The following is a 14345-nucleotide window of genomic DNA, read 5'->3' on the forward strand; positions in this document are numbered from 1 at the left end:
CTTTCGTGGATCGAATGCGCATCGGGCAGACGCAACGATTCCAATGACTCTCGGGCGGTGTGATGAAAAGAAGAGCTTCAAGAGGCTGGGCAACGCTGATGTCGATCGGCGCGGTACTCAGCCTGTCAGGATGTAATTTAGATGTACTGAATCCGAAAGGAAGTGTGGGTGCGGCGGAAAAGGCGCTGATCGCGACGTCGACGTGGGCGATGCTGATCGTCGTCGTGCCGGTGATCCTGCTGACGCTGTGGTTTGCGTGGCGGTATCGCGCATCGAATCGCAACGCGACGTATGCGCCCGACTGGTCGCATTCGACCGCGATCGAAGTCGTGATCTGGACGGTCCCGACGCTGATCATCCTGTTCCTCGGCGTGCTCACGTGGAAGACCACGCACGAGCTCGATCCGTACAAGCCGCTCGAATCGTCGGTGAAGCCGATCGACGTCGAGGTCGTCGCGCTCGACTGGAAATGGCTGTTCATCTATCCGGAGCTCGGCATCGCGTCGGTGAACCAGCTCGCGATTCCGGTCGGCACGCCGGTGAACTTCCGCATCACGTCCGATTCGGTGATGAACTCGTTCTTCATTCCGCAGCTGGGCGGCCAGGTGTACGCGATGGCCGGCATGCAGACGCGCCTGCACCTGATCGCCGACGAGCCGGGCAATTACGCCGGCACGTCCGCAAACTTCAGCGGCCGCGGCTTCTCGGACATGAAGTTCCGCACGCTCGCCGAGCCGCGCGAACAGTTCGACGCGTGGGTGCAGAAGGTGAAGGCCTCGCCGGAGCGGCTCGATGCGACGGTGTACGGCGAGGTCGCGCAGCCGAGCGAGAAGGCGCCGGTGCGCTACTTCTCGTCCGTCGATCCGCGGCTCTTCCACAACATCATCGCGAAATACAACGACGGCCACGTCCTCGATCTGAAGGACGCCGCCTGCGGCACGAAGGGGTAACGCATGTTCGGCAAACTCACACTCTCGGCGATCCCGTTCGATCAGCCCATCATCATGGGGGCCGGCGCCTTCATGGGGCTGGTCGTGCTGGGCATTCTCGCCGCACTGACGATCACCGGCCGCTGGAAATGGCTGTGGACCGAATGGCTGACGACGGTCGACCACAAGAAGCTCGGCGTGATGTACATCATCGTCGCGCTGATCATGCTGCTGCGCGGCTTCGCGGACGCGATCATGATGCGCATGCAGCTCGCGCTCGCGTACAACGCGCCCGGCTATCTGCCGCCGCATCACTACGATCAGATCTTCACGGCGCACGGCGTGATCATGATCTTCTTCATGGCGATGGTGTTCATGGTCGGCCTGATGAACCTGATCGTGCCGCTGCAGATCGGCGCGCGCGACGTCGCGTTCCCGTTCATCAACTCGCTGAGCTTCTGGATGACGGCCGTCAGCGCGATCCTGATCAACATCTCGCTCGTGATCGGCGAATTCGCGCAGACGGGCTGGCTCGCGTATCCGCCGCTGTCCGAGCTGCAGTTCAGTCCGGGGGTAGGGGTCGACTACTATCTGTGGGCGCTGCAGATTTCCGGCGTCGGCACGCTGCTGACCGGCGTGAACTTCTTCGTGACGATCATCAAGATGCGCGCGCCCGGCATGACGCTGATGAAGATGCCGGTGTTCACGTGGACGGCGCTCTGCACGAACGTGCTGATCATGGCGTCGTTCCCGATCCTGACGGCCACGCTCGCGCTGCTCGGTCTCGACCGCTACCTCGGCATGCACTTCTTCACGAACGAGGCGGGCGGCAACGCGATGCTGTACCTGAACCTGATCTGGGCGTGGGGGCATCCGGAGGTGTACATCCTGATCCTGCCGGCGTTCGGCATCTTCTCGGAAGTCATCGCGACGTTCTCGAAGAAGCCGCTGTTCGGCTACAAGACGATGGTGTACGCGACCTGCGCGATCATGGTGCTGTCGTTCCTCGTCTGGCTGCACCACTTCTTCACGATGGGCTCGGGCGCGAACGTCAACGCGTTCTTCGGGATCATGACGATGATCATCGCGATTCCGACCGGCGTGAAGGTGTTCAACTGGCTGTTTACGATGTACCGCGGCCGGATCCGCTTCACGACGCCCGTGCTGTGGACGATCGGCTTCATGGTCACGTTCACGCTCGGCGGGATGACCGGCGTGATGATGGCGATTCCGGGCGCGGACTTCGTGCTGCACAATAGCCTGTTCCTGATCGCGCACTTCCATAACGTGATCATCGGCGGCGTGCTGTTCGGCTATCTCGCGGGCTTCAACTACTGGTTCCCGAAGGCGTTCGGCTTCAAGCTGAACGAGAAGCTCGGCAAGGCCGCGTTCTGGTTCTGGCAGGTCGGTTTCTACGTCGCGTTCGTGCCGCTCTACGTGCTCGGCTTCATGGGCATGACGCGCCGGCTGAATCACTACGACAACCCGGCGTGGCATCCGTGGCTGCTCGTCGCCGCGTTCGGCGCCGTGCTGATCGCGATCGGCATCGCGTGCCAGCTGCTGCAACTCGTCGTCAGCATCCGCAACCGCAACCTGCCGGCGTACCGCGACACGACGGGCGATCCGTGGGGCGGCCGCACGCTCGAATGGGCGACGACGTCGCCGCCGGCCGAGTACAACTTCGCGGTGATTCCGCAGGTGCGCGCGCTCGACGCCTATGCGGACATGAAGGCGCGCGGCGACGCGCGCGCGAACCCGGCCGCGATCCGCGATATCCACATGCCGTCGAACACCTGCGCGGGTCTCGTGATCGGCGTGTTCAGCCTCGTGCTCGGCTTCGCGCTCGTGTGGCACATCTGGTGGCTCGCGATCGCCGGGCTCGTCGGCATCGTCGCGACGCTCGTGATCTATAGCTCGCGCGACAACGACGGGTACTACATCCCGGCGTCGACCGTGCGCAAGACCGAAGACAAGCAATCGTCGAAGCGCGCGATCGCCCGCGTCGACGACGTCGAACTGGAGGCCAACTGATGTTGCAGAAAACCTTGAGCGCCACGCTGCTCGAGCACGACGACCATCCGCCGTCGCATTCGGTGTTCGGCTTCTGGCTGTATCTGATGACCGACTGCGTGATCTTCGCGGCGCTGTTCGCGACGTTCGCGGTGCTGGGCAACCAGTATGCGGGCGGCCCGACCGCGAAGGACCTGTTCGACATTCCGGGCGTCGCGATCGAAACGGCCGCGCTGCTGCTGTCGAGCATCACGTACGGCTTCGCGATGCTCGCCGCCTACAAGCAGCGCCGCGGCGCGCTGCTCGGCTGGCTTGCGGTGACGTTCGTGCTCGGCGCGGCGTTTCTCGCGATGGAACTGCGCGAGTTCTCGCACCTGATCGCGGAAGGCGCCGGCCCGCAGCGCAGCGCGTTCCTGTCCGCGTTCTTCACGCTGGTCGGCACGCACGGGCTGCACGTGACGGCCGGCCTGCTGTGGATGATCGTGCTGGCCGGCCAGATCGTCGCGCGCGGCGGCGACCTGACCGATCGCGATCTGCGGCGCCTGACGTGCCTGAGCCTTTTCTGGCACTTCCTCGATATCGTCTGGATCTGCGTGTTTACCTTTGTCTATCTTGCGAGCGTGATCTAAATGGCCCATTCGCATTCGTCTCAACTCGAAGAAGGGCACGGCAGCGTCGGCAGCTATGTGGCCGGCTTCATCCTGTCGGTGCTGCTGACGGCCGCGTCGTTCGGCCTCGTGATGGGCGGCGTGCTGTCGCCGCATGCGTCGCTCGTCGCACTTGCCGTGCTCGCGTTCGTGCAGATCGTCGTGCACCTCGTGTATTTCCTCCACATGAACGGCTCGTCCGGCCAGCGCTGGAACGTGATGGCGTTCAGCTACACGGTGCTGACCGCGGCGATCCTCATCGTCGGCACGCTGTGGGTGATGCATAACGTCAGCATGAACATGATGTCGCGCTGAGCGGTAGCGCGGCGCGCGGTTCGACCGCGCAACAAGCAGGCGGCACGTAGGTGCCGCCTTTTTTTCGTCCGGCGGGCGGACGCGCGCCCGCAGTATGATTGCGCGCGGCCGGCCGCCGCGTCGATTGTTACAAGACGTTAGCGAGCGTTCGGTGTTGCGATTCCGCGCATCAGTTCTTACAAACTTGAAATATGCGTGGCCGGTGCTTCCCGTTATAGTCGAATCACACATGAAACAACCAGAAGAGGAACCCATGAAGACCTTGCGTGTTGCGTCGCTGCTGACCGGTATGACGGCCCTGCTGGTGTCGGGCGCAGCAATGGCGGGTGTCAATGTCGGGATCAACGTCGGCGTGCCGGCACCGGTCTACGTCGCGCCCGCGCCCGTGTATGCGCCGCCGCCTCCGCCGCCGGTCGTCTATCAGCCGGCGCCCGTGTACGCACCGCCGCCGGCGATCGTGATCGGCTGGCATGGCGATCGTTACTGGGACGGCCATCGCTACTGGCGTCGCGACGAGTGGTATCGCCATCACGGCCGCGGCTGGGGCGATCACGATCGCGGCCGCCACAACGGCTGGCGCTGATCGCCGTCCGCCGTCGCGCACGTCGCGTCGCATCCCGGAAAACCGCCCTCGTGGCGGTTTTTCTTTTGGGTGCGCCGCTGCGCAACGGCCGGGCAGCGGCCCGCGGTGGCTTCATCGACGATCGAATGGGTAGAATCGTCCCTCGTTACTTCCGTCAATCGAACGACAGGGCTTCTATGACGATGGGTTCGCGATGGACCGCCGCCACGCGCGTGCGCGGCCGCGCCGCACAGGCACTGCGCACGGCCGGCGCCGCCGCCGCGGCGTTCGCGCTGCACGCGGCGCTTGCGGCGACGGCCGCGCATGCCGCATACGCGATCGCGCAGTACGGCGAGCCGAAATATCCGCCGGGGTTCCGGCATTTCGACTACGTGAATCCGGATGCGCCGAAGGGCGGCACGCTCGTGCTCGCGAACCCGAACCGGCTCACGTCGTTCGACAAGTTCAATCCGTATACGCTGCGCGGCAACGTCGCGCCCGGCATCGACCTGCTGTTCGAAAGCCTCGCCACGGGCAGCCTCGACGAACCGGCGTCCGCGTACGGACTGCTCGCCGACGACATCGCGGTCGCGCCCGACCGCCGCTCGGTCACGTTCCACCTGAATCCGCGCGCGCGCTTTTCGAACGGCGATCCGGTGACGGCCGACGACGTCAAGTACTCGTTCGACACGCTGAAGAGCAAGCAGGCGGCGCCGCAGTTTGCCGCGTACTTCGCCGAAATTTCGCGTGCGGTCGTCGTCGATCCGGCGACGGTGCGCTTCGAGTTCCGCAGCACTAATCGCGAACTGCCGCTGATCGCGGGCGGCGTGCCGATCTTCTCGCATAAATGGGGGCTGCGCGCGGACGGCTCGCGCATCCCGTTCGATCAGCTCGCGTTCGAGCAGCCGATCGGCAGCGGGCCGTACCTGATCGACCACTACGACAACGGCCGCACGATCACGTACCGGCGCAATCCCGCGTACTGGGGCGCCGAGCTGCCGGTGCGCGTCGGCACGAACAACTTCGACCGAATCGTCTACAAGCTCTACGGCGACGGCATCGCGCGGCTCGAGGCGTTCAAGGCCGGCGAATACGACGTGCTCGTCGAGTACATCGCGCGCAACTGGGTGCGGCGCGACGTCGGCAAACGTTTCGACAGCGGCGAACTGGTGAAGCGCGAATTCCGTCAGCATAACGGCGCCGGCATGCAGGGCTTTTTCATGAATCTGCGGCGTCCGCTGTTTCGCGACGTGCGCGTGCGCAAGGCGCTCGACCTCGCCTTCGATTTCGAATGGCTGAATCGCCAGCTGTTCTTCGGCGGCTATACGCGTCTCGACAGCTACTTCGCCGATACCGACCTGCAGGCGACCGGCACGCCGGGCGAAGGCGAGCTGAAGTTGCTCGAACCGCTGCGCGCGCAACTGGATCCCGCCGTGTTCGGCCCGATGGTGACGCAGCCGAGCACGAATCCGCCCGGTTCGCTGCGCGCGAACCTGCTGAAAGCGCGCGCGCTGCTGGCCGAGGCCGGCTGGACCTACCGCGACGGCGCGCTGCGCAACGCGAACGGCGACCCGTTCACGTTCGAGATCCTCGACGATGCAGGGTCCGCGTTTGCGCCGGTCGTGACCGCGTATCAGCGCAATCTCGCGAAGCTCGGCATCGACGTGCGCTTTCGCACGGCCGATTTCGCGCTGCTGCAAAAGCGTCTCGACGCATTCGACTACGACATGACGACGGTCCGCTATCCGGGCGTGCAGGTGCCGGGCACCGAGCAGCTCGCGCGCTTCGGCAGCCAGTTCGCGGACACGCCGGGCTCGGACAACCTCATCGGCCTGAAGTCGCCGGCCGTCGACACGCTGCTGCGCGCGCTGACGGCCGCACAGACGCGCGAGCAGCTGCTCGACGCGACGCACGCGCTCGATCGCGTGCTGATGCACGGCTACTACGCGATTCCGCAGTGGTACAGCACGACGCATCGGATCGCCTACAAGCGCACGCTGGCGTATCCGCAGACGCTGCCGCTGTACTATTCGGCGGAGAGCTGGGTCGTGTCGACGTGGTGGGCGAAGCCCGATCATTGAAGCCGCGCCCGCGGCCCGTCGTTCAACCGAACCTTCAACGAAGCCTATCGATCGCGAGTCGACGCCCATGTGGAGCTACATCCTCAAACGCCTGCTGCTGATGATTCCGACGCTCGTCGGCGTGCTGACGCTCACGTTCGTCGTGATCCAGTTCGTGCCGGGCGGCCCCGTCGAGCAGGCGGTGCAGGAACTGCGCAAGGGCGCAACGGAGCAGGGCGCGACGCCGTTCGGCATGCGCGCGCATACGGGCGTCGATCCGCAGCAGATCGCACAGCTGAAGGCGCTGTACGGCTTCGACAAGCCGCCGCTCGAACGCTACTGGCTCATGCTCGAGCGCTTCGCGCGCTTCGATCTCGGCGAGAGCTACTTCCGCCATCAGAGCGTGTGGTCGCTGATCGTCCAGAAGCTGCCGGTGTCGATCAGCATCGGCCTGTGGACCTTCTTTCTGACGTACCTCATCTCGGTGCCGCTCGGCATCGCGAAGGCCGTGCGCAACGGTTCGCCGTTCGACGTCGCGACGAGCCTCGTCGTGCTCGTCGGCTACGCGATTCCGGGGTTCGTACTCGGCGTGCTGCTGCTCGTGCTGTTCGGCGGCGGCTCGTTCTGGCAACTGTTCCCGTTGCGCGGCCTCACGTCCGACAACTTCGCGCAGCTCTCGGTCGCCGGCAAGGTGCTCGATTATTTATGGCACATCGCGCTGCCGATCACCGCGTCGGTCGTCGGCAGCTTCGCGGTCGTGACGATGCTGACGAAGAATGCGTTCCTCGACGAAATCCGCCGCCAATACGTGCTGACCGCGCGCGCGAAAGGGCTCGGCGAGCGCACGGTGCTCTGGAAGCACGTATTCCGCAACGCGATGCTGCCGCTGATCGTCGGCTTTCCGGCCGCGTTCATCGGCGCGTTCTTCACCGGCAGCCTGCTGATCGAGACGCTGTTTTCGCTCGACGGCCTTGGCCTGCTGTCGTACGAGTCGGTCGTGCGCCGCGACTATCCGGTCGTGCTCGGCACGCTGTATCTGTTTACGCTGGTCGGGCTCGCGACCAAGCTGATCTCGGACCTCTGCTACGTGTGGGTCGATCCGCGCATTCAATTCGAAAACCTGGAGCGCTGACTTGAAACCGTCCGTCCGCCTGCCGCGCCGCGGCCCGTTCGTCAGTCCGTGCGCCGCGTCGCGACGAGGTGCGCGATGAGCCGCGTCGCTGCGCCGTCCCGCGTCGAGGCCGCGCGTGCGCACGTGTCGCCGTCGCCCGCGCGCCGCGTGTGGCAGCGTTTCCGGCAGCAGAAGCTCGGCTACTGGAGCTTCGTGATCTTCGTCGTCGCGTTCGCGGCCAGCATCGCCGCGCCGCTCTGGTCGAACGACAAGCCGCTCGTGGTCCGCTACGACGGTCATTACTATTTCCCGCTGTTCCACGCGTATCCGGAGACGACGTTCGGCGGCGATTTCCCGACGCCCGCCGACTATCTCGATCCGTACGTGCGCAAGCGGCTCGAGGCGCCCGGCAACTTCGTCGTCTATCCGCCGAACCGCTATTACTACGACACGCTGAACTACTTCTCGAAGGAGCCGAATCCGGCGCCGCCGTCGCGCGAGAACTGGCTCGGCACCGACGCGCAGGGCCGCGATCTGTTCGCACGGCTCGTGTACGGCTTTCGCGTGTCGGTCGAGTTCGGGCTGATCCTGACCGCGATCGGCACGCTGCTCGGGATCGCCGCGGGCGCGGTGCAGGGCTTTTTCGGCGGCCGCATCGACATCGTCGGACAGCGGCTGATCGAGATCTGGAGCTCGCTGCCCGAGCTGTATCTGCTGATCATCTTCGCGTCGATCTTCGAGCCGAGCTTCCTGTTGCTGATCGTGCTGCTGTCGCTGTTCGGCTGGATCGGGCTCGCCGACTACGTGCGCGCGGAATTCCTGCGCAACCGCACGCAGGACTACGTGCGCGCGGCGCGCGCGATGGGCCTGACGAACTGGCAGATCATCTGGCGCCACGTGTTGCCGAACAGCCTGACGCCCGTGATCACGTTTCTGCCGTTCCGCATGAGCGGCGCGATTCTCGCGCTCACGAGCCTCGACTTCCTCGGGCTCGGCGTGCCGCCGCCGACACCGAGCCTCGGCGAACTGCTCGCGCAGGGCAAGGGCAATCTCGATGCGTGGTGGATCTCGTTGTCGACGTTCGGCGTGCTGGTCGCGACGCTGCTGCTGCTGACCTTCATGGGCGACGCGCTGCGCAACGCGCTCGACACGCGCATCGCCGATTCGATGCGTGCGGCGGGAGGGCAGCGATGAGCGGCACGACCGTATCGACGCAGGACGAGCCCTTGCTGTCGCTCGAGCATCTGAACGTGCGCTTCGGCGACACGGTCGCCGTCGACGACGTGACGTTCGCGATCGGCCGCGGCGAGCGCGTCGCGCTCGTCGGCGAATCGGGTTCGGGCAAGAGCGTGACGGCGCTGTCGATCCTGCGCCTGCTGCGCGACGCCGACGTGCGCGGCACGATCCGCTTCGCGGGGCAGGACCTCGGTGCGAAGAGCGAGCGCGAGATGCGCGCGCTGCGCGGCGCCGACATCGCGATGATCTTCCAGGAGCCGATGACGGCGCTGAATCCGCTGTACACGATCGGCGCGCAGATCGCGGAGACGATCGTGCTGCACGACGGTGTGAGCGCCGCGGAGGCGCGCAAGCGCGCCATCGCGCTGCTCGCGCGCACCGGCATCGCGGAGCCCGATCGGCGCGTCGACAGCTATGCGCACCAGTTGTCGGGCGGGCAGCGTCAGCGTGCGATGATCGCGATGGCGCTCGCGTGCCGGCCGCGTCTGCTGCTCGCCGACGAGCCGACCACCGCGCTCGACGTGACGATCCGCGCGCAGATCGTCGATCTGCTGCTGGAGTTGCAGCGCGAAGAAGCGGAAAAGCGCGGGATGGCGATCCTGCTGATCACGCACGACCTGAATCTCGTACGGCGTTTCGCCGAACGCGTGGCGGTGATGGAGCATGGCCGGCTCGTCGAGAGCGGGCCCGTCGAGCGGATCTTCGCCGAGCCGCAGCATCCGTATACGCAGCGGCTGCTGAACAGCCGGCCGCAGCGCGCGGTCGCGCCCGTGATGCCGATCGCGCCGGTGCTGCTCGACGCGCGTCACGTCAGCGTGCAGTTCGCGCGCAAGCGGCCCGGCCTCGCGGGCTGGTTCGGCACGACGCCGGTGACGGCGGTGTCCGACGTGTCGGTGTCGGTGCGGCAGGGCGAGACGCTCGGCATCGTCGGCGAATCGGGCTCCGGCAAATCGACGCTCGCGATGGCGCTGCTCGGGCTGCAGAAGACCGTACACGGCGACATCGAATTCCAGGGCCGCGCGCTCTCGACGTATCGCGGCCGCGAGCAGACTGCGCTGCGCGCGAACATGCAGGTCGTCTTTCAGGACCCCTTCAGCTCGCTGTCGCCGCGTCACACGATCGAGCGGATCGTCGGCGAGGGGCTCGAACTGCATCGGCCGGACCTGACGCCCGACGCGCGCCGCGCGAAATCGGTCGCGGTGCTGCGCGAGGTCGGGCTCGACCGCACCGTGCTGCATCGCTATCCGCATGAATTCTCGGGCGGCCAGCGGCAGCGGATCGCGATCGCGCGCGCGCTCGTGCTCGAGCCGCGTGTACTGATCCTCGACGAACCGACGTCCGCGCTCGACGTATCGATCCAGCAGCAAGTGCTGAAGCTGCTCGCGAATCTTCAGCAGAAATACAACCTCGGCTATGTCTTCATCAGCCACGACCTCGAGGTGATCGGTGCGATGGCGCACCGTGTCGCGGTGATGCAGGGCGGGATGATTGTGGAGTCGGGCGACGTCGAGCAGATCTTCGCGAGGCCGTCACATCCTTACACACAAAAACTGTTGAAAGCGGTCTGGAAAGCGTGATAGGGCTCAATGGTCAGACTATCTCGATTGAATTTTTTAATTTGTTTTGACAAACGATTACGCGCTGGCTAGTATCGACCGAAATTTTCCGCCAATCAGCTGATTTTTAAGCAAATTCCATCGACCAATGCAGCATCGATCCCTGACCCAGGCATGCGCGCGCACCCTCGCCGGGCTGTTCATCGGCGCCCTGTTCGCAGCAGCTCCCGGCGCTTTCGCCGACGAAGTCAGCAGTTTTAACCAAAATGTCACGAATTCGGCGCAGATCGGGTCGGGTTCCTCCGTCCAGCAGCCCAATGCCCAGCCGTCGAGCGGCGGCGCGAAGTCGTTCCTGTCCGGCATGGCGGGCAAGGCGGGCGACGTCGTCGTCAGCGCGCTCAACATGATCGGCGTGCGCTACCGCTGGGGCGGCAACTCGCCGGATTCGGGCCTCGATTGCAGCGGCTTCGTGCGCTACGTGTTCCAGGACACGCTCGGCATGTCGCTGCCGCGTCGCGCGGAAGAGATGAGCCGCGTCGGCGAAAAGGTAAGCATGAGTAACCTGAAGCCGGGCGACCTCGTGTTCTTCAACACGATGCGCCGCACGTTCTCGCACGTCGGCATCTATATCGGCGACAACAAATTCGTGCACTCGCCGTCGACGGGCAGCACCGTGCGTGTCGACGATCTCGACAGCAGCTACTGGGAAAAGCGTTTCACCGGCGCGCGCCGGATCGAGACGCAGTTTCCGATGAAGGCCGACGACCTGCGCCAGCGTGTGCGCGCCACGATCGGCACCGACGCGGACAACACGAACAACTGACGCGCTTTCGTCCGGGTCGGACGGAATCGAACAAGCCCCTGTCGCCGGAAGGCGGCAGGGGCTTTTGTCTGTGCGGCGCGCCGGCGGCGGCGCCGTGCGTTACGCGACGGGGACGCCGCGCGCCGCGGCGAGCTTGCGCTGCAGTTCCGGCATGATGCGCGCGACCGCTTCCTCGCCCGCGAGGATCGCCGCGTTGCGCTGGTTGAAATCGCTGCCGCCCATCGCGGCGAGATTCGGCCGGATCACGACGTCCGCGTACTTGTCGAGTTCGTAGGTCTTGATCGTCTGGCCCATGATCGTGAACGTCTGCAGCAGCATCTCGATCGGGTTGTTGGTCGCCGCGCCGTCGGGGCGCGCCGAGATGTCGACCGCGATCACGAAGTTTGCGCCCATGCGGCGCGCGAACGAGGCGGGCACCGGGCTGACGAGCCCGCCGTCGACGTATTCGCGGCTGCCGATCTTCACGGGCTCGAACACGGACGGTACGCTGCACGACGCGCGCACCGCAAGCCCCGTATTGCCCTGCTGGAACAGGATCGGCTGGCCGCTTTGCAGATCGGTGGCGACGATGCCGAGCGGCTTCGACATCTTCTCGATCGGCCGGTTGTTCAGCGCCTTGTTCAGGAAGTTCTGCAGCGCGACGCCCTGCAGCAGCCCGCGCGAGCGAAACGGCAGCGCCCAGTCGCTGATCGACGCCTGATCCATGTCGAGCGCGATCTTGTTGATCTGCAAGCCGTTCATCCCCGACGCATACAGCGCGCCGACCACCGAGCCCGCGCTCGTGCCGGCGACGAGGTCGATCGCGATGCCGCGCGCCTCGAGTGCCTTCAGCACGCCGATATGCGAAAAGCCGCGCGCGGCGCCGCCGCCGAGCGCGATGCCGATCTTGACCGGCTTGTCGTGCGGCTGCGTCGCACTCGATGCGCTGTCGGAGCGCGATTTGCCGCCGAACGACGTGCAGGCGGCGAGGCTGGCGGACGCGCACGCGATCGTGAACTGGCGGCGTGACAGGCGAGGGGACGACATCGAAGATTCTCCGGCGGCTGGGCGGCGGGCCATCGGGCCCGCGCGGCGATAGGTTCGCGAGCGGCGGCGCGGCAAGGTCCGCGCGACCGGCGCGGCGCCGGCAGGCGGCCGCGGCGCGCACATCATAAAGCAAGCGGCGCGCTTGGCGCGATGGGCGGCGCGAGTATAATTCCGGCTTCTTTCCCGTTCCGGGCGTCGCCGGCACGCAGCCGCTCGCATGGCCGCCGCCGATCCCGCGTCGAATCATTCATGCGCCCCAGGCGTTCGAGTTACCGTTTATGACCCGTCCTGTCCGTACCCGCTTCGCGCCGAGTCCCACCGGCTTCATCCACCTCGGCAACATCCGCTCCGCGCTTTATCCGTGGGCGTTCGCGCGCAAGATGAAAGGCACGTTCGTGCTGCGTATCGAGGATACCGACGTCGAGCGCTCGTCGAAGGAGGCCGTCGACGCGATCCTCGAAGGGATGGAATGGCTCGGTCTCGATTTCGACGAAGGCCCGATCTACCAGATGCAGCGGATGGACCGCTATCGCGAAGTGCTCGCGCAGATGCTGCAGAAGGGGCTGGCCTACCCGTGCTACATGTCGGCCGAAGAACTCGACGCGCTGCGCGAGCGCCAGCGCGCGGCCGGTCTGAAGCCGCGCTATGACGGCACGTGGCGTCCGGAGCCCGGCAAGGTGCTGCCGGAGCCGCCGCCGGGCGTGAAGCCGGTGCTGCGTTTCCGCAATCCGCTGACGGGCACCGTCGTGTGGGACGACGCGGTGAAGGGGCGCGTCGAGATCTCGAACGAGGAGCTCGACGATCTCGTGATCGCGCGTCCGGACGGCACGCCGATCTACAACTTCTGCGTGGTCGTCGACGACATGGACATGGGCATCACGCACGTGATCCGCGGCGACGATCACGTGAACAACACGCCGCGCCAGATCAACATCCTGCGCGCGCTCGGCGGCGAGCCGCCCGTGTATGCGCACCTGCCGACCGTGCTGAACGAGCAGGGCGAGAAGATGAGCAAGCGTCACGGCGCGATGAGCGTGATGGCGTATCGCGACGCCGGTTATCTGCCGGAAGCGGTCGTCAACTATCTCGCGCGTCTCGGCTGGTCGCACGGCGATGCGGAAATCTTCTCGCGCGAGCAGTTCGTCGAATGGTTCGATCTCGAGCATCTCGGCAAGTCGCCCGCGCAGTACGACCACAACAAGCTGAACTGGCTGAACGCGCACTACATCAAGGAAGCCGACAACGCGCGCCTGGCTGCGCTGGCGAAGCCGTTCCTTGCGGCGCTGGCGATCGACGATGCGGCGCTCGCGGCCGGCCCGGCGCTCGAGGCCGTGATCGCGCTGATGAAGGATCGCGCGACGACGGTCAAGGAAATCGCGGAAGGCGCGGCGATGTTCTATCGCGTGCCGGCGCCGGACGCCGATGCGCTGGCCCAGCACGTGAGCGACGCCGTGCGGCCGGCACTGGCCGATCTCGCCGCCGCGCTGAAGGCGGCCGACTGGACGAAGGAAGCGATCTCGGCCGCGCTGAAGGCGACGCTTGCCGCGCACAAGCTGAAGATGCCGCAACTCGCGATGCCGGTGCGCCTGCTCGTGGCGGGCACCACGCATACGCCGTCGATCGACGCGGTGCTCGCGCTGTTCGATCGTGACGTCGTCGTGTCGCGCATCGAGGCGGCGCTCGCGTAAGCGCGCGGCGACGCGAGGCCGCGCGTCGTCGACGACGCGGCTTCGCAAAAAATTTCGCCCGATTCGCAAAAAGCTATTTACAACTGCAAAGTAGGTCCATATAATCTCATTTCTGTTCTGCAAGGGGGTATAGCTCAGCTGGGAGAGCGCTTGCATGGCATGCAAGAGGTCAGCGGTTCGATCCCGCTTACCTCCACCAACAGAACAAACGAATCGTTTCGCGAAGTTATGTAGTAATAAATGCTTCACAAAACGATTTAAAGCAGTTAAAATTTCGGGCTTCGCTGTTATCGAGTAGTTGATAGCGAAACCAGACAGATCTGAAAAGATTTTGTCCCCTTCGTCTAGAGGCCTAGGACATCACCCTTTCACGGTGAGTACA

The 14345-nt window shown here is 65.4% G+C and carries 12 protein-coding genes and 1 tRNA gene; 12 read left to right on the forward strand and 1 reads right to left on the reverse strand.

Annotated features, from left to right (window positions below):
- Nucleotides 1-62 precede the first annotated feature (62 nt).
- The 10 genes from cyoA (at nucleotide 63) to ACSHSS_RS24905 (ending at nucleotide 11249) form a co-directional block, all read left to right on the forward strand.
- A complete protein-coding gene (cyoA, locus tag ACSHSS_RS24860) occupies nucleotides 63-950 on the forward strand; it encodes a ubiquinol oxidase subunit II (protein WP_048805990.1) in 888 nt (295 codons plus the stop codon).
- 3 nt (nucleotides 951-953) lie between these two features.
- On the forward strand, nucleotides 954-2960 hold the full coding sequence (cyoB, locus tag ACSHSS_RS24865; RefSeq protein WP_369717893.1) for a cytochrome o ubiquinol oxidase subunit I: 2007 nt from the start codon (nucleotides 954-956) through the stop codon (nucleotides 2958-2960).
- On the forward strand, nucleotides 2960-3568 hold the full coding sequence (cyoC, locus tag ACSHSS_RS24870) for a cytochrome o ubiquinol oxidase subunit III (RefSeq protein ID WP_006402938.1): 609 nt from the start codon (nucleotides 2960-2962) through the stop codon (nucleotides 3566-3568). Before cyoB ends, cyoC begins: the two co-directional genes overlap by 1 nt.
- The gene (gene cyoD / locus ACSHSS_RS24875; RefSeq protein ID WP_006402937.1) at nucleotides 3569-3901 is read left to right on the forward strand and encodes a cytochrome o ubiquinol oxidase subunit IV; all 333 of its coding nucleotides are present in this window, start codon (nucleotides 3569-3571) and stop codon (nucleotides 3899-3901) included.
- Between the two features lie 253 nt (nucleotides 3902-4154).
- Complete coding sequence (locus tag ACSHSS_RS24880) at nucleotides 4155-4484, forward strand: hypothetical protein (protein WP_006414240.1); 330 nt, start codon at nucleotides 4155-4157, stop codon at nucleotides 4482-4484.
- Nucleotides 4485-4660: 176 nt separating this feature from the next.
- Nucleotides 4661-6544 carry an extracellular solute-binding protein gene (locus ACSHSS_RS24885; protein ID WP_217116383.1) on the forward strand — a complete coding sequence of 628 codons (1884 nt, stop codon included), beginning with the start codon at nucleotides 4661-4663 and terminating at the stop codon, nucleotides 6542-6544.
- A 67-nt stretch (nucleotides 6545-6611) separates the two neighbouring features.
- Nucleotides 6612-7655, forward strand: a complete 1044-nt coding sequence (locus ACSHSS_RS24890) for a microcin C ABC transporter permease YejB (RefSeq protein ID WP_445545679.1) — start codon at nucleotides 6612-6614, stop codon at nucleotides 7653-7655.
- A gap of 75 nt (nucleotides 7656-7730) precedes the next feature.
- A complete protein-coding gene (locus tag ACSHSS_RS24895) occupies nucleotides 7731-8828 on the forward strand; it encodes an ABC transporter permease (protein ID WP_006409817.1) in 1098 nt (365 codons plus the stop codon).
- Nucleotides 8825-10447, forward strand: coding sequence for an ABC transporter ATP-binding protein (locus ACSHSS_RS24900; protein ID WP_445545680.1), 1623 nt, complete (start codon nucleotides 8825-8827; stop codon nucleotides 10445-10447). The genes ACSHSS_RS24895 and ACSHSS_RS24900 overlap by 4 nt, the downstream gene beginning before the upstream one ends.
- Before the next feature lie 127 nt (nucleotides 10448-10574).
- Complete coding sequence (locus ACSHSS_RS24905) at nucleotides 10575-11249, forward strand: C40 family peptidase (protein ID WP_445545681.1); 675 nt, start codon at nucleotides 10575-10577, stop codon at nucleotides 11247-11249.
- A gap of 99 nt (nucleotides 11250-11348) precedes the next feature.
- Here the strand turns inward: ACSHSS_RS24905 and ACSHSS_RS24910 are convergent, their stop codons facing one another.
- On the reverse strand, nucleotides 11349-12275 hold the full coding sequence (locus ACSHSS_RS24910; protein WP_059843585.1) for a patatin-like phospholipase family protein: 927 nt from the start codon (nucleotides 12273-12275) through the stop codon (nucleotides 11349-11351).
- A gap of 278 nt (nucleotides 12276-12553) precedes the next feature.
- Here ACSHSS_RS24910 and gltX point away from each other — a divergent pair, with 278 nt between their 5' ends.
- On the forward strand, nucleotides 12554-13963 hold the full coding sequence (gene gltX / locus ACSHSS_RS24915; RefSeq protein WP_445545682.1) for a glutamate--tRNA ligase: 1410 nt from the start codon (nucleotides 12554-12556) through the stop codon (nucleotides 13961-13963).
- A gap of 123 nt (nucleotides 13964-14086) precedes the next feature.
- Nucleotides 14087-14162: transfer RNA gene (locus tag ACSHSS_RS24920), tRNA-Ala, on the forward strand.
- Nucleotides 14163-14345 lie beyond the last annotated feature (183 nt).

The sequence above is a fragment of the Burkholderia sp. BC1 genome, assembly GCF_052683555.1.